The organism is Thermodesulfovibrionales bacterium, from assembly GCA_026417875.1.
Taxonomy (GTDB): Bacteria; Nitrospirota; Thermodesulfovibrionia; order Thermodesulfovibrionales; family CALJEL01; genus CALJEL01.
The window spans coordinates 1-14,798 of the sequence record JAOACK010000051.1; the positions used below are offsets into that span (position 1 = coordinate 1).

Consider the following 14,798-nt stretch of genomic DNA (forward strand, 5'->3'; position numbering starts at 1 on the left):
GAATATAACATCAGGTGAAGGTGGAGCCATAGTGACCAACAGCAAAGAAATATCAGACCTCTTAAAGATGCTTAGGCTCCATGGGATAGACAAATCAGCCATTGACAGATACACAAAGAGGTATGAACACTACGACATGCCTGTTCTGGGCTGGAAGTATAATATGGACAATATCCAGGCAGCCCTACTTATAGGACAGCTTGAAAGGATAAATAGCCTTTGGCAAAGAAGGGATTATCTCTGGAGACTTTACGAACAGGAGCTTAGTGAAATAAAAGATCTAGTACTCCTTAAGACCATTCCTGATTCAAGACATGCAAGACATCTCTTTACAGTCCTTGTGCCAAAGAATAAAAGAGACGGGATACTATGGAGATTACAGGAATCAGGAATAGGTGTTGCCGTTAATTACAGACCTATTCATCTATTATCTTTTTACAGAAAGAATTTTGGATACAAAGAAGGTGATTTTCCGGTAGCAGAGGATATGGGAGCAAGAACCCTGTCCCTTCCGCTTTATCCTTTATTAAAAGAAGAGGAATTAAAAAGAGTATGCAGCACATTAAAAAGGATTATGGAGGAAGTATGAAGACCGTTCTTGTTACAGGTGGTGCAGGTTTCATAGGAAGTAATCTTGTTGAGTACATCTTCAATAAACATCCTGACTGGAAGATAATTGTGGTAGATGCCCTGACTTATGCAGGTGATATCGAAAATATCCCTGAGTTTATCAGGAATTCTGAGCGTTTTGAGTTCTGGTATGGTGATATAAACAATCTTGATCTGATGAGTGACCTTACAAGCCGTTCGAACATGGTTGTACACCTTGCAGCAGAAACCCATGTGGCAAGATCCCTTTACTCCCAGAGGGAATTCTTTGTAACAGATGTCCTTGGAACACAATCGGTTGTAAATGCTGTCCTGAAACATCTTGACAGAATAGATAGATTTGTCCATATCTCCACATCTGAAGTATACGGCACTGCAGTAAAAGAGCCGATGGATGAAGACCATCCTCTAAATCCCACAACTCCCTATGCTGCTGCTAAGGCTGGTGCAGACAGGCTTGTTTACTCATATATAGTATCCTATAACATACCTGGAGTAATAATAAGACCATTTAATAATTACGGTCCGAGACAGCACCTTGAAAAGGCAATACCAAGATTTATTACGAGCTGTATACTTGGAGAACCTTTAACAATTCACGGTGATGGTTCTGCAAGAAGGGACTGGATATTTGTGGAAGACACTGTAAGGGCTATTGATATGGTACTGACTGCTCCACCTGAGAAGGTCCTCGGAGAGGTCTTTAATATCGGTACAGGAAGAAGTATATCTGTTCTTGAGATAGCAAAACTTGTAATCAATCATTTTGATAAATGTTCAGATTGTCTGACTTATATACCTGAACGATACGGTCAGGTCCAGAACCATATCTCCTCAACAGATAAGGCTGAGAGATTACTTGGCTTTAAAGCATCCATGCCCATTGAAGACGGCCTCAGGAGAACAATTGACTGGTATGTTAAAAACAGAAAGATATGGGAAAAACAGATTCCCTTAAGAAGGGTACCTCTTAGGCTCAGGGATGGAAGCGTGGTGTGGTATTAGAAATTAAAAATTCCTGTTATTATTACAATCTATCCTGAATTCGTCTCCGTCCACGCGTGTACCTGTATTCCCGAATGCCCTCGCCCTGAAACAGGGAGTCTGGGTATTGCCATTGATATCTATATTTGCTTCAATACAATAACTGAAGTTAAGATTACTACCTGGTTTAAATCCTGGTAACACCGCCTGAATAGCAGGTATATTGTTTCTATCCTTTGCGCAAGTTCCAAGATTCCCGGTATACACTCCATTGTCAGCAAAATACTGCTCTTCAAGAAGTCTCAGGGTCTCAAGATTTGTAAATGCCTCTGTCCTCGCAGCACGCTTCTGCTGGCCAATGTAGGCAGGGATTCCTATCATAGCAAGAATGCTAAGTATGGCAAGCACTATTAATAATTCCATAAGTGTGAGTCCTTTGCTCTTCATCTTTCTACCTCCTTTTTCTTTTCAAGTTCTTCTATCTTCTTTTTTATAACTTCGTTATCAGGCATTCTTTTAAGAGCATATTTATAGGCTTTAATAGCATCGTCCAGCCTGTTCAGTTTCGTAAAAATTTCTCCAAGACTCATAAGATAGCGAGGGTTATATTCATGATTCATAGCTCCAACTGTAGTCTTGACAATTAAGTAGTTTACAAGTTCATCAAAACTTTTTTTATGCTTATCTATTACCTTTTTATGTTCAGGAATGTTTCTCACAAATATAACACTTCTTAAGTCTATATATACTGGAATCCAGTTCTCCTCTTGCATTAATTTAAAAAATAGTTTAGGAACTGTTCCAAAGGTATCAAGCTCAAAAATAATAAAATTGATTTTATAATAGTCAAGCAATCTTTTCCAAAGCGGTATTTTATCCTTCGGTAAGGCTGATTTATAAAGGGAATCAAGACCTTCAAAAATCCATCCATATTCAGCCATGACTGTAAGATTTAATCCCCTTGAGTCAATAAAAGTTTTATATTCAGGATAAAGTCTCCAGCTTAAGTATCCTCCCGAGGCATAACTATTTAACATATTATTTTTTAAATTATTCTGCTTAATGAACTCAGCAGCACCGGCAACAGAAACATCGGGAATCCACAAATATTTAAACGAAAATCTGATTTTTCCAAAGCCAATGACAAAAAGGCTAATAGAAAGCAAAATCGCCGAAATTAGGGCCACATCTAAAAAAGTTTTTTTCTTTTTTAATAAAGTTACTTTATCTTCAATTGAGCTTAACCATCTATTAAACTCAATGGCAAATATTAGTGACCCGATTAGAGAAAAATAAATAGAAAATCTCATTGCTTTTAAACTTACTATGCCTAAAAAAAGAAGTATTAAAAAATAAGAAAAATCAAATCTTAAATTCCTGAGAATTAATACAAAGGCACAAAGAAAAAGCAATATTAAATGACCATAATCTGGCCTCATAAGTTTAATTTTTGATATATTTTCAAATGGAGGAACGTATTCCTGAATACCCTTAATAAAGGGAAAATACTCAGGAGAAAAGGTTATAAAAAAACTATTGAAACCAGTTGGATTTAATCCGGACACAATAATTGAAAACAGACCGACCCCGTAGAGAGTTAAAATATCTTTTTCCGAAAGATTTGTTCTTTTAAATAGAAACTTAAGGCCTTCACTTATAAGAAACAATACAATAATTACATCTCCAAGAATAAAACCTCCGTGACAATTGGCCCAGAATAATAAGATAATCGGCAGGACATAAAAAATTTTATTTTTTTTCCATAGATAAAGATCAATAATGATAAAAGTTACAAGGCTAAAAAAGATAGTAAAAAGCACAGGCCTTTCACCAGTGAATTTTAATAATGATAGAAAAGAAAGACCAAGTGCCAAAAAAATTATAAAAAGATTAATCTTGCGATAATAGAGATAGAAAAATATTAAAATTAGACATGACAGTAGTATTAAATTCCTCAATATCACAATACCTGCCGGACCCATGTTTTCATAAATAAGATAAAAAAAGACCTGGGCCAACCAGTATTGCTTAAGTATAAAACTCTCTCTTTCAGGATAGAGGTTTTTATTTTCTGAGAATTCACTCGTGAAGGAAAGGGGATCAGATGCGGGAAGGGCTTTATTTTCATAAATATATCTTCCGGTTGAGATATGCCACCAGAAATCATAATCCCATAGAGGAACTGAAAAAAAGGATAAGATTGTAATAATAAAAAAAGTTATTATCGTAACAAGATAAAAATATCTGGCAGGGTATTGAACCCTGCCAGATAAAACCAGCTCTGACATATCAGTCTGAATAAATAGACTTCTTTGTAAGGGTTCCACCCTTCAGGTCTTTTGCAACTATATCAATTCTATAAGGAGCACTGTTTGGCTGAGCTACTGTAATAACACCAGCACTTGCTGCATTCTCTGTAGCATCAAGGTCAGCGCCAGCAGTAGTTGCTACCCATAGACTCGAGGTTGGGTCCCATGGTGATCTTTCAGATGCAAGGGCCCATTTTGCGCTCACATACGCACTTGCAAGATTACCTCCACCTAGTAAGCTACCAAGTTCTGAATTGTTATAATCACCTGTATCAATCTGGCCATTACCATTTGAATCAACCTCTCTTAAACTTATCTGTGAACCTCCTAAACCTTTCAGGGCTGAATTTAGCCAAGCCTGAAGTTCTGGCTCTGCTGATGAAGCTGCCCTCGTAACAGCTCCTTTTTTTGCCCTCTCCTGCATACCAAGATATCCAGGAATTGCTATTGCTGCCAGTATGCCGATAATAGCAACAACGATCAGGAGCTCAATTAGTGTAAAACCTTTTTCTCCTTTTTTCATCCTTGAAACTGTCTTAAACATATACTCTCTCCTTTCTTAAATAATCCTGCTGGCAAAGCCAGCAATCTCTTTAACCTGGTTATAATCTAAATCACTTCTCTTTCCTTTTATCACCCCCCTTTTTATTGCTGCATCTCTTTAAGCAACATCTGTGCCAGCATGCTGTTATGAAAAGTATTTGATTCTCTAAATATTTTTATTTTTTAAAAAAATCTGCATGACAATTTTTGTCAGGTAAGGTATTATTTACGTCAGTTGCTCCTACTTTTTACACCTCGTAGGTGGAAAATTTTTTTCAATCTCCTTTAATTGGCCATAAATCTTAGACTCAATATTTGATACTCTGTCTTATCTATGCTTTTCAATTATAAAATGTTATTGTAAGCGTGCTTGCATAGTTTGACAGCTATTAGAACACTCTGATACCATAATGCCATGAAAATAAGTCAGAAGTTATTGCCTCAATACAAATATGATGATTACAAACACTGGGAGGGTGACTGGGAGCTTATAAATGGAATACCCTTTGCGATGGCACCATCTCCTCTGTCCATCCATCAGTATGCAGTTACTCAGTTGATAATTCAAATAGGACAGCAATTAGAAAGATGTCCTCATAAATGTTATATCTTTTCTGTACTTGACTGGATTATTCAAGAGGATACAGTTGTAAGACCTGATCTTGTAGTGATATGCAGTAAGGTTGAAGATTATATTAAGATCACGCCAGAGGTAATCTTTGAAGTTGTCCCAAAACAGACCGCCTTAAAGGACGAAAAAATAAAAAAGGAACTCTACGAATCTGAAGGAGTACCTTATTATGTACTTATCTATCCTGAATTTAAAAAGGTCAGGATATTTAAGATTAAAGATGGAAAGTACAGTAAAGTTGCAGATTGTGTGAATGAAAGTTTTGAATTTGAGATGAAATGTAGATTTACGGTTGATTTCAAAAAGGTATGGTTAAGGTAAAGATTCGATCCCCCAAATTCCCTCAGCAATATATTTAAAACGCAGGGCATCCTCAAACATATTAATGTTGTTAAACATCACATAATAAGTCTTATCTTCAGAGCAGAGTGTATAAAGCCTTTTGAGGTCCTGCTCTGTATATTTATATCTCAGACCTTCTATGCCGTGAAGTCTATAATAGGTGATATTGCCGTAAAGGGATCTCTCCCTAAAGGGATCTACAGTGTGGACAAGATTTAGTTCCTCACAGATGGTCTTTATCTCATTAGAGCTCCACTGCCCCCTTGGTTCCCAGGCAAGTATAAAATTAGTGCTTATGATATTTTTAAAAAATCTTTTCATGTTATTTTTATTTTCCTCTGATGGAATGAAACTGGCCGGGCACTGGAATACTATCACCTCTGCTTTGAGAATCTTTGCTATCTCCAGCGTCTTTTGCCAGGCAGTCATGACCTCATCAGTAGGTTTGAAAGAGCCATAGTATTGCTTTTTCTTTTCAGGTATCTCTATTTTCAATCTTCTGTATGTAGGGCTTTTGGGTTCATGGGTTATTAGCTGCCATGCCTTGAGTGTAAATTCAAAATCCTCTGGAGCATCTCTTCTCCACTTTTCCGCAAGAGCTGGTTCTGGCATCTGGTAAAAGGTCTCCTGAAGTTCTACTACCTTAAAGGATTCAAAATATCTTTTCCTTGATACAGGAAAACCACAACATCCGACCTTGATCATTTTCTTAATTTAAGGTTAATAAAACTTTTTCACCAAAGAGGTTATGTCAATGACTGGCTTTCTTTTCACAAGAGGCCCTTCTTTTAGAACAGGATTCCGTTCCTCAAAAAGAGGTCTGTTATTTTTATATATTATACCGATAGGTATCCTTTCACCCCATTCAAGGGATTTCTGAAAGGCAAGGTATCTGTCATAGGGATTGTAGTCTACAGGAAGTTTATAAATCCTCTGCCTGTACCATTCATAGGTATTTATCTTATTGAAGGTAACACAGGGCTGAAGGATATCTATGAGAGAAAAGCCCTTATGCCTTACAGCCTCTTTTATTACCTCCTTCAGATGTTCTACATCTCCTGCAAAGGCCCTCGCAACAAAGGAACAATCAAGGCTTATGGCAAGGCTTACTGGATTGAGAGGTTCTGAGATAACTCCATAGGTCTGTACCTTTGTGACCATTCCCTCAAGGCTCGTTGGTGAGGCCTGGCCTTTTGTAAGTCCATATACCTGATTGTCATGCACCAGGAGTTTTATATTCACATTCCTTCTAATTGCATGGATAAGATGATTTCCACCCTCACCGTAGCAATCACCATCTCCTGCCACTGCAAAAACAGGCATGCTATGATTTGCAAGCCTAATACCAGTTGCAACAGGAAGTGTCCTTCCATGAAGGCCATTAAAGGTATTGCATCTAAGATAATGGGGAAATTTTCCAGCCTGTCCTATGCCAGAAACAATTATAAATTCATGGGGTTTCAGTTCAAGCTCAAGCATAGCCCTTTTGAATGCCTCAAGTATGCCAAAGTTTCCGCATCCAGGACACCAGGCTGGTGTCTGCCCCCTGTAAATAGATATATCGGGAGATAAATTTTTAATCCTTTCCTCTGTCATAAATTCCTCCTTATTCCAGATTGTATTCCTTTATCTTAGTAAGAAGGGTCTTGTAACTGACCTTCAATATCTCAGCTGCTTTGAGTTTATTTCCTCCTGTCTGCCTGAGTGCTCTCTTAATCCTTTCTGACTCAGCAATCCTTAGTGCTGCCTTTGATGTATCCTCAAGTGCTCCATCCATTGGAATGAGTTCGAAAAGTCCTTCAGGCTGAGTATTATGAGGGAAGATAGATATATGTTCTGGCCTGATCGAATCTCCATCTGATAGAATCAATGCCCTTTCTATAGTGTTTTCAAGTTCCCTAACATTTCCCTTCCAGTTATAAGAAAGCAGTAGCTCCATTGCCTCCTTCGAGACATTCTTCAGGGGTTGTTTTAGCTCCTTAGAGAATTTCTTTAAAAAATGTTCAACAAGTAAGGGGATGTCCTCCTTCCTCTCCCTGAGAGGTGGTACATAAAGTGGAAAGACATTTAATCTGTAAAAAAGATCCTCCCTGAACCTTCCTCTTGATACCTCGGAGGCAAGGTCTCTATTTGATGCTGCAATTATCCTGACATCAACGGGAAGAGGTTTTACACTTCCTATTCTTTCAAGCATACCATCCTCTATGATCCTGAGAATCTTTGCCTGCAGTGTTAACTCCATCTCACCGATCTCATCAAGAAATATGGTGCCCCTGTCAGCAAGTTCAAATTTTCCTGGCTTTCTTGAGTCAGCTCCTGTGAAGGCGCCTTTTTCATAACCAAAAAGCTCTGATTCAAGAAGCTCCCTTGGTATGGCAGCACAATTAATAGTCACAAATGGATTTTCTGACCTGTCACTTAGATAATGTATTGCCTTTGCGATTAATTCCTTTCCTGTGCCTGATTCCCCCTGTATAAGAACAGTAGTCTTTGTCCTCGCAACTTTATGAACCTTTTGCATCAATTCTACCATCAGCGGGCTCTTCCCGATTATCACTGGCATCTTTCTTGATGTCTCTTCCTTAAGAAGCATGTTTTCTCTTAGGAGTTTTCTTGAGTCAAGGACTTTTTTTATAACTACAAGCAGATGGTCTGGATTAAAAGGCTTTGTTATGAAATCAGAGGCTCCGAGTTTCATTGCCTCTACAGCTGTTTCTATGGAGCCATAGGCTGTCATGACTATCACAGGTATGGATGGATCAATTGCCTTCACCTCCCTGAGTATTTCTATACCGTCCATTGAGGGAAGCCTGAGATCTGTCAGTATAACCTCTATCTTTTCATCTTTTATTTTCTTTAATGCCTCAGGGCCATCAGTGGCCTTTATAACATTAAACCCCTCTTCCTTCAAGAGTTCATCCAGCATCCTGAGCATGGATTCCTTATCTTCTATTATAAGAATGGTATCCATCAGAGCCTGGCTTCCTTAAGACTTTCCTTGCACGGACAGTTCCTTTCACGTTCAATACCAGATAAAGAGTGCCTGATGATCTCAATTATCTTTCTGTTTGCATCCCTCATATTTTCTATAACCTCAGTGGTTGTGAGTTTTTTCTTAGATATTCCCGCTGCATAATTGGTAACAACAGCAATCCCTCCAAAACATATTTCAAGCTCCCTTGCGAGCACAGTCTCTGGCATTGCTGTCATGCCGACAACATCTGCACCTATAAGCTTGAAATAGGCTATCTCAGCCCTTGTCTCAAGCCTTGGTCCATTTACAGCCACATAGGTTCCTGATGGATGGACATCGAGATCCGATACCTCAGCAGCATCAATAAGATATCTTCTGAGCTCAGGACAGTAGGGTTCTGTGAAATCCACATGGACAACCTCATTGTCATAAAAGGTGCTTTGTCTTGCTCCAAAGGTCATATCTATGATCTGATCAAGAATAACTAAATCACCAGGTTTAAGCCTGTTACTTATGCCACCAACTGCACTGACAGAAATTATCCTCTCAACACCCAGTTCCCTGAATCCCCATATATTAGCCCTGTAATTTACTCTGTGAGGTGGGATCCTGTGGGGCGAACCGTGTCTTGGAAGAAAGATTACTTCGTGACCGTTGAGTCTTCCTATTCTGTAAGAATCTGATGGATCACCGAAGGGGGTATTAATCTTCTTTATCTCAATGGTCTCGAAGCCCGAAATCTCATAAAGTCCACTTCCAGCTATAATGCCTGTAGGCATGTGATATAATATCAAATTATGATTAATCAGGCAATCCTTGAAAGCGTCCTGAAAATCCTCTCCTCTCAGGGTGAGTATGCTGACATATATATTGAAGAAAATACCGCTTTGCAGATTCATCTTGAAGAAGGAAAGATTCAGAAGATATCAGGAGGAGTTGACAGAGGTGCAGGTCTTAGGATAGTGAAAAACTTTAAGACCTTTTATGGTCATACTAATGACCTTAAGGAATCATCACTGATTGATATAGCAGAATCCCTTGCTAAGCTTTCAGGTAGTAAAAAAGAGGAAAGCTCTATACATATTGAAAGAGCAGTGCCATCAGTGGATTTCAGGATTCTTCAGAGACCTGAAGATATTCCTGTTGAGAAAAAAACCTCCATTCTTATTGAAGCAGACAGGATTGCCCGTTCCTCTCCTCTTATAAAACAGGTAAGTATAACCTACAGTGATACCTGCAAGAAAATAAAGATTCTCAACTCCTTTGGAAGATATTCAGAGGATGAAAGGATTTACACGACCTTTATTATCCGTGTTATCGCATCAGAGAACGGAGAACTCCAGGCAAGTTATGAATCAATAGGTGGGCTGAGTGGATTTGAGATATTTGAAAAGGAAAGTCCTTTGACAGCTGCTGAAAGGGCTGCAAAAAGGGTCCTCATGATGCTAAGGGCAAGAAAGGCGCCAGGAGGAAGGATGCCTGTAGTGATATCATCAGAAGCAGGTGGAACAATGATTCATGAGGCAATAGGTCATGGACTTGAAGCAGATCTTGCTCAGAATGGCCTTTCTGTATTCTCTTACAAAAAGGGAGAAAAGATTGCCTCGGAATTAATTACAGTAATTGATGATTCAACCCTTGAATTTAAGAGAGGTTCATTCAGGTTTGATGACGAAGGAACCCCTGCTCAGCGAACTGTCCTCGTAGAATGTGGGATACTCAAAAATTACATGTATGATATTATCACAGCTATGAAGGAAGGGGTAAATTCCACAGGAAATGGAAGAAGGGAATCCTATAGACATAAGCCCATACCAAGGATGACAAATACGCTAATAGCTCCAGGGAAAGACTCTCCAGAGGCTATTATAAGATCTGTTGAAAAGGGCATTTTTGTTAAAAAAATGGGTGGAGGTCAGGTTAATACTGTTACAGGTGATTTTGTCTTTGAGGTTCAGGAAGGTTATCTAATTGAAAAGGGAAGGATATCAGAACCTGTAAGGGGCGCAACACTACAGGGCAATGGACCAGAGGTTCTAAAAGCTATTGACATGCTTGGAAATGACCTTGGTTTCTCTATCGGAACATGCGGAAAGGACTCACAGGGAGTACCTGTTAGTGATGGAATGCCTACTCTCAGAATTCCAGAAATGATTGTTGGTGGAATAATACAGCCAGTGTAGATTTTTTACAACAGATAAGATTTTAGCCTTTCCTCTACTTAATGTTACAAACATATAACATACCGGAAAATCAAACTTTTTTATACTAACATGATGGCATAGATATTGCATAAAGGTAAATGATGAGACACCAGAGAACTATAAAGAATGAAGTTTATTTTGAGGGAATAGGTCTTCACAGTGGAAGATATGCAAAGGTAAGGCTCAAGCCTGCTCCAAGAGATCATGGAATAATCTTTTACAGAAAAGACAGGGGGGTCTATATAAAGGCAACTATCCAGCATGTAATAGATACAGCCTTTGCAACAACAATTGGAATAGACGGGGTAAGGATAAGGACGGTAGAGCATCTTCTGGCAACCCTCTCAGGTCTGAACATTGATAATATACTTATAGAAATTGAAGGTTCTGAGATACCGGCTATGGATGGAAGTGCCCTGAAGTTTGTGGAGCTGATTCTCAAGGCAGGTATAGTTAATCAGGGAAAGCGGGCTCCCTATTTTGAGCTCAAAAAACCCTTACTTTATGAAGAGCCTGGTATAAAAATAATGGCCCTTCCATACAGAGGAAGAAGATTCACTTATAATCTTGAACTTTCTTCCGGACCTTTAAGGAAACAGGCTATAAGTATAGATTTAAATGAGGAAACTTATTTAAACCACATAGCACCTGCACGAACCTTTGGTTTCTTAAGAGATGTAGAGTATCTTAGAAAGAATGGTCTTGCCCTAGGAGGAACACTCCATAATGCAGTGGTAATAGATGAGGAGAGAATCCTTAACGAAGAGGGACTCAGATTTCCTGATGAATTTGCAAGGCATAAGGTACTTGATATGATCGGAGACCTCTCACTTGCTCAGTATCCTATAGCAGGCCATATAATATCATGGAAAAGTGGCCATTCTTCTAATATAAAGTTTCTTAAAAAACTTCTTACTTCAGGCTGTCTTGAACTGGTTAGGGGAGAGGTTGAAAGGCCACTTTTAAAAAGTCTTTATTTTCAGTAAGTTATAAGTTATTTATTTAATAACTCCCTGATTTTCTTAGTCTTTTTTTCTTTCTTCTACTCTGCTAAAAATCATTTAAAAAACATTATTTATCAATTACTTAACTGAGGGCTTGATTTTTGTAGGCTATAAAAGTTATAAAAAAAGGGCTGGGGTTCCTCACCCCAGCCAAGTTTCATAGAGTTTTCTTATTTCTTCTTCTTTGCTGCTTTCTTTGCTGTTTTCTTGGCTGCTGCCTTCTTGGTGGCCATTCCTTTCACCTCCTTTCTTCCCTGATAGGCAATCAGGCCCTGCCTATCAGGGTAATCCTTTTTTCTGAAAGAATCTTTTTAAGATTACTATCCCTTCTTCTTTTTTTCTGCCTGTAATCCTCTTCATCCAGAAGAATATAATTAATCTTTACGCCAAATTTTTTCTCCAGATTTTTAACACCTGATTCAAAGACTGACGAAGCTCCTACTACCAGCAGATCTACCTTAGTCGTATCCTCACCACAAGCATAAGGTCCGTAGATAAAACCCACCTTCGCACCTGATGCTCTAAGAAGTGCCTTCAATGCTCCTGGAAGTCCTAGAGATTTTGCAATGAGGTCCTTGAGCTCGGAGTAAAGAGGAGATTCTTTATTTGCCCTGAAATATTTAAGGTTCGCTACCTTTTCACTTATTACAATTCCCATCTTCTCCAGTCTGTCAAGCTCTCGCTTTACGCCGGAGGGATTTTTTCTTATGAGGTTTGCAATCTCCCTCATATAAAATCTTTCATCAGGGTTATTCAGCAGTACTGATAGCACATCTGCCCTCACCGATGATGAAAATAAATCCTTCAGTACAATCATCCTGTTTAAAGTTATACAACATTTGAATACCTTTTGTCAACAAAAATTTTAAATCTGGAACAAAAATTTCATTTTTGTCAACAATCATTGGTTAGCTATTTTTTTATACTCATTCTTCTTGTTCATATTCATAAGATAAAACAGAAGACCTGGTAGGCTTCCTATAACAACAGAAAAAAACCACATAAGAGATAACATTATTGCCGCTTCGGGTTTTACTCCTGCCTTTCCAAAGAGCATGACAAAGGCTGCCTCTCGCACACCGAGTCCTGAGATAGAAAGAGGGAGCATGGACAGGGTCACAGCTAAGGGAAGAAAGATAAGGATTGAAAGAAAGGGTACCTGAATTCCGAGTCCATGAGAGATAATATACACGGCAGCCATATTCATTAATTGTATAATAGCAGAAAGAAAAAGACTCTTCAACAATATATTCATACTTCTATTTAAATTTCTGTAGGTATCAAAAAAACTATAAAACTCTCTTAACAGTTTTAAACTCTCGCCGATTCTCACTTTAAAAAAAACAAAACTGCCCACAGTAAAGATAATTATCAATGTAGGAAAAAGATACCAGAGTTCTGTTTCTTTTATATAGGTTAAACCAAAAGGAAGAGCGACCAGGGCTATGAGCATAATGGATATAAAACCAATATACCTGTCCATAAAAACAGATGCCATTGAAATGCCAGGATTTCCAGTTTCCCTGTAGAGATAATAGGCCTTAACAGCATCTCCACCAATAATCCCTGGAAGTATGGTATTAAAAAAAGAACCGATCATGTATAGAGAAAAAAGCCTTCTCACAGGAAGATTTGAAAAAGATAGAATCTTCCATCTTATAGAAGAAATATAAGTGGCAAGGATGTAAATGAGTGAGGCTATAAAGAGAAAAGAAATATTTATATTTTTTACTAGGGCAAAAAGATTTTTTGTTCCAGCCTTTGAAATAAGAACATATAGAAGAAGCGAGCTTACAGAAATCTTTAATAATAAAATTATAATCTTTTTGCTGATCTTTACCTCCAGCTCTCAATTCACACTAAAGTCCTATTATCTTTTTAAGAACATATATAGGTTTTCTCTGACTTTCATGATAAACCCTCACAAGCATCTCTCCAAGAAGACCCATTCCTATAAACTGTACTCCTACGACTATCAATAAAACACCTAGTATCAAAAGGGGTCTTCCTCCAATAGAGGCACCCTTAAATAATTTCAATCCTGTAAGATAAAGCAAAATTATAAAACCTATAAAAGAACTCAAAAGTCCCATTGAACCAAAAAACTGAATCGGCTTTGTGGAAAAACTCTGAAGGAATTTCACTGTCACAAGGTCAAGCAAGACCTTGAAGGTTCTTGAAATACCGTATTTTGACCTTCCTTTAAATCTCGGATAGTGTTTTACTGGGACCTCGGTGACCCTTACTCCATACCAGCTAGCAACAGCAGGAATGAATCTGTGCATCTCGCCATAGAGTCTCAGATTTTTAACTATATCCTTTCTGTATGCCTTAAGTGAGCAACCGTAATCATGAAGCCTCACTCCAGTAACCTTGCTTATTAGCCAGTTAGCTACAATTGACGGTAATCTTCTTGAGAAAAAGGGGTCCTTTCTCTCCTTCCTCCAGCCACTCACAAGGTCATAATCACTTATTAGTTCAAGAAGTTTAGGTATATCTTCAGGATCATTCTGAAGATCTGCATCCATGGTAATGATAACATCACCCCTTGCAAAATCAAAACCTGCAGCAAAGGCTGCAGTCTGGCCAAAGTTCCTTCTGAGACTCAGCACTACAACATGTCTGTCATCTTTCTGAAGGGATTCGAGTATCTCTAAGGTCCTATCAGTACTTCCATCATCAACATAAATAATCTCATATTCCTTACCCAGTCTATCAAGGACGGCTCTCAGTCTCTCGTGAAGAACAGGTATATTTTCCTCTTCATTATAGACAGGTATAACTACAGAAAGAATCATAAAAACCTCCGGTCCTAATATCTCCTAAAGATATCCACCCTTTCCATACCTTTAAAATCATAACATCTGAATATAGAATAAACCCTTTCTTTAACCCTAAAAATTTCTTTTTCACATTCAGAAAACCTCTTCAAGAATGCATTAACCCTATTGTCTTTTGCTCTCTCTTCACCTATTGTAACAAAAATAGCATTATGATGTAACAGGTTATAAAAACCTGGCCATAAATCATACTGATTCATTCTTCTTCCAAGGTTAGCACAGTAAGTTACGGGATTTCCCTTTGTGTAAAAGGCAAGAAGGCTTGAGACCTGGTATCTGTCCGATACAATAAAATAGGGACCTTTCTTTTTCATTTCCTCTGATATCTCTGTTATCCTTCCGCCGAGCTCCTTCCATC

General features: G+C 38.3%; 15 protein-coding genes and 1 pseudogene. 5 read left to right on the forward strand and 11 right to left on the reverse strand.

Features of this window, described 5'->3' with window-relative positions; all coding sequences use genetic code 11:
• Both N2257_08620 and N2257_08625 read left to right on the forward strand, forming a co-directional pair.
• Positions 1 to 589, forward strand: a 589-nt coding sequence (locus tag N2257_08620) for a DegT/DnrJ/EryC1/StrS family aminotransferase (GenBank protein MCX7794445.1), incomplete at its 5' end; no start/stop codon positions are given.
• Positions 586 to 1,614 carry a GDP-mannose 4,6-dehydratase gene (locus N2257_08625; protein ID MCX7794446.1) on the forward strand — a complete coding sequence of 343 codons (1,029 nt, stop codon included), beginning with the start codon at positions 586 to 588 and terminating at the stop codon, positions 1,612 to 1,614. The genes N2257_08620 and N2257_08625, both read left to right, overlap by 4 nt.
• Positions 1,615 to 1,617: 3 nt before the next feature.
• On the opposite strand, the gene N2257_08630 is transcribed toward N2257_08625, so the two are convergent.
• From N2257_08630 to N2257_08640, 3 genes and pseudogenes are all read right to left on the reverse strand, one after another.
• Complete coding sequence (locus N2257_08630; protein MCX7794447.1) at positions 1,618 to 2,040, reverse strand: prepilin-type N-terminal cleavage/methylation domain-containing protein; 423 nt, start codon at positions 2,038 to 2,040, stop codon at positions 1,618 to 1,620.
• Positions 2,037 to 3,158, reverse strand: a complete 1,122-nt coding sequence (locus tag N2257_08635) for a tetratricopeptide repeat protein (GenBank protein ID MCX7794448.1) — start codon at positions 3,156 to 3,158, stop codon at positions 2,037 to 2,039. The genes N2257_08630 and N2257_08635 overlap by 4 nt, the downstream gene beginning before the upstream one ends.
• Before the next feature lie 1,174 nt (positions 3,159 to 4,332).
• Positions 4,333 to 4,425, reverse strand: a pseudogene (locus N2257_08640) (prepilin-type N-terminal cleavage/methylation domain-containing protein).
• Between the two features lie 435 nt (positions 4,426 to 4,860).
• On the opposite strand from N2257_08640, the gene N2257_08645 reads away from it, so the two are divergent.
• A complete protein-coding gene (locus N2257_08645; protein ID MCX7794449.1) occupies positions 4,861 to 5,397 on the forward strand; it encodes a Uma2 family endonuclease in 537 nt (178 codons plus the stop codon).
• On the opposite strand, the gene N2257_08650 is transcribed toward N2257_08645, so the two are convergent.
• The 4 genes from N2257_08650 to mtnP are packed head-to-tail and all read right to left on the reverse strand — an operon-like array spanning position 5,389 to position 9,171.
• Complete coding sequence (locus N2257_08650) at positions 5,389 to 6,123, reverse strand: DUF72 domain-containing protein (protein ID MCX7794450.1); 735 nt, start codon at positions 6,121 to 6,123, stop codon at positions 5,389 to 5,391. The two genes, N2257_08645 and N2257_08650, sit on opposite strands and share 9 nt — an antisense overlap.
• A 15-nt stretch (positions 6,124 to 6,138) precedes the next feature.
• On the reverse strand, positions 6,139 to 7,014 hold the full coding sequence (locus N2257_08655) for a 2-oxoacid:ferredoxin oxidoreductase subunit beta (GenBank protein ID MCX7794451.1): 876 nt from the start codon (positions 7,012 to 7,014) through the stop codon (positions 6,139 to 6,141).
• Positions 7,015 to 7,024: 10 nt separating this feature from the next.
• Complete coding sequence (locus N2257_08660; GenBank protein MCX7794452.1) at positions 7,025 to 8,389, reverse strand: sigma-54 dependent transcriptional regulator; 1,365 nt, start codon at positions 8,387 to 8,389, stop codon at positions 7,025 to 7,027.
• Positions 8,389 to 9,171 carry an S-methyl-5'-thioadenosine phosphorylase gene (gene mtnP / locus N2257_08665; protein MCX7794453.1) on the reverse strand — a complete coding sequence of 261 codons (783 nt, stop codon included), beginning with the start codon at positions 9,169 to 9,171 and terminating at the stop codon, positions 8,389 to 8,391. Before mtnP ends, N2257_08660 begins: the two co-directional genes overlap by 1 nt.
• 18 nt (positions 9,172 to 9,189) lie before the next feature.
• Between mtnP and N2257_08670 the strand changes: the two genes are divergently transcribed.
• Together N2257_08670 and lpxC are read left to right on the forward strand one after the other, a co-directional pair.
• The gene (locus N2257_08670) at positions 9,190 to 10,575 is read left to right on the forward strand and encodes a TldD/PmbA family protein (protein ID MCX7794454.1); all 1,386 of its coding nucleotides are present in this window, start codon (positions 9,190 to 9,192) and stop codon (positions 10,573 to 10,575) included.
• 122 nt (positions 10,576 to 10,697) lie between these two features.
• Positions 10,698 to 11,582 (forward strand): UDP-3-O-acyl-N-acetylglucosamine deacetylase, encoded by an 885-nt coding sequence (lpxC, locus tag N2257_08675; protein MCX7794455.1) that lies wholly within the window; start codon positions 10,698 to 10,700, stop codon positions 11,580 to 11,582.
• Between the two features lie 283 nt (positions 11,583 to 11,865).
• Here the strand turns inward: lpxC and N2257_08680 are convergent, their stop codons facing one another.
• The 4 genes from N2257_08680 to N2257_08695 form a co-directional block, all read right to left on the reverse strand.
• Positions 11,866 to 12,417 carry a winged helix-turn-helix domain-containing protein gene (locus N2257_08680; GenBank protein MCX7794456.1) on the reverse strand — a complete coding sequence of 184 codons (552 nt, stop codon included), beginning with the start codon at positions 12,415 to 12,417 and terminating at the stop codon, positions 11,866 to 11,868.
• 84 nt (positions 12,418 to 12,501) lie between these two features.
• The gene (locus tag N2257_08685) at positions 12,502 to 13,401 is read right to left on the reverse strand and encodes a flippase-like domain-containing protein (protein MCX7794457.1); all 900 of its coding nucleotides are present in this window, start codon (positions 13,399 to 13,401) and stop codon (positions 12,502 to 12,504) included.
• Between the two features lie 58 nt (positions 13,402 to 13,459).
• On the reverse strand, positions 13,460 to 14,398 hold the full coding sequence (locus tag N2257_08690) for a glycosyltransferase family 2 protein (protein ID MCX7794458.1): 939 nt from the start codon (positions 14,396 to 14,398) through the stop codon (positions 13,460 to 13,462).
• Positions 14,399 to 14,412: 14 nt separating this feature from the next.
• Positions 14,413 to 14,798: hypothetical protein (locus N2257_08695; GenBank protein MCX7794459.1), on the reverse strand; the 386-nt coding region annotated here is incomplete at its 5' end.

Coding starts and splice junctions, on each gene's coding strand:
- N2257_08655 (MCX7794451.1), bottom strand. CDS start 7,014: ATGACAGAGGAAAGGATTAAAAATTTATCTCCCGATATATCTATTTAC.
- N2257_08660 (MCX7794452.1), bottom strand. CDS start 8,389: ATGGATACCATTCTTATAATAGAAGATAAGGAATCCATGCTCAGGATG.
- N2257_08645 (MCX7794449.1), top strand. CDS start 4,861: ATGAAAATAAGTCAGAAGTTATTGCCTCAATACAAATATGATGATTAC.
- N2257_08650 (MCX7794450.1), bottom strand. CDS start 6,123: ATGATCAAGGTCGGATGTTGTGGTTTTCCTGTATCAAGGAAAAGATAT.
- mtnP (MCX7794453.1), bottom strand. CDS start 9,171: ATGCCTACAGGCATTATAGCTGGAAGTGGACTTTATGAGATTTCGGGC.
- N2257_08680 (MCX7794456.1), bottom strand. CDS start 12,417: ATGATTGTACTGAAGGATTTATTTTCATCATCGGTGAGGGCAGATGTG.
- N2257_08670 (MCX7794454.1), top strand. CDS start 9,190: ATGATTAATCAGGCAATCCTTGAAAGCGTCCTGAAAATCCTCTCCTCT.
- N2257_08625 (MCX7794446.1), top strand. CDS start 586: ATGAAGACCGTTCTTGTTACAGGTGGTGCAGGTTTCATAGGAAGTAAT.
- N2257_08690 (MCX7794458.1), bottom strand. CDS start 14,398: ATGATTCTTTCTGTAGTTATACCTGTCTATAATGAAGAGGAAAATATA.
- N2257_08630 (MCX7794447.1), bottom strand. CDS start 2,040: ATGAAGAGCAAAGGACTCACACTTATGGAATTATTAATAGTGCTTGCC.
- lpxC (MCX7794455.1), top strand. CDS start 10,698: ATGAGACACCAGAGAACTATAAAGAATGAAGTTTATTTTGAGGGAATA.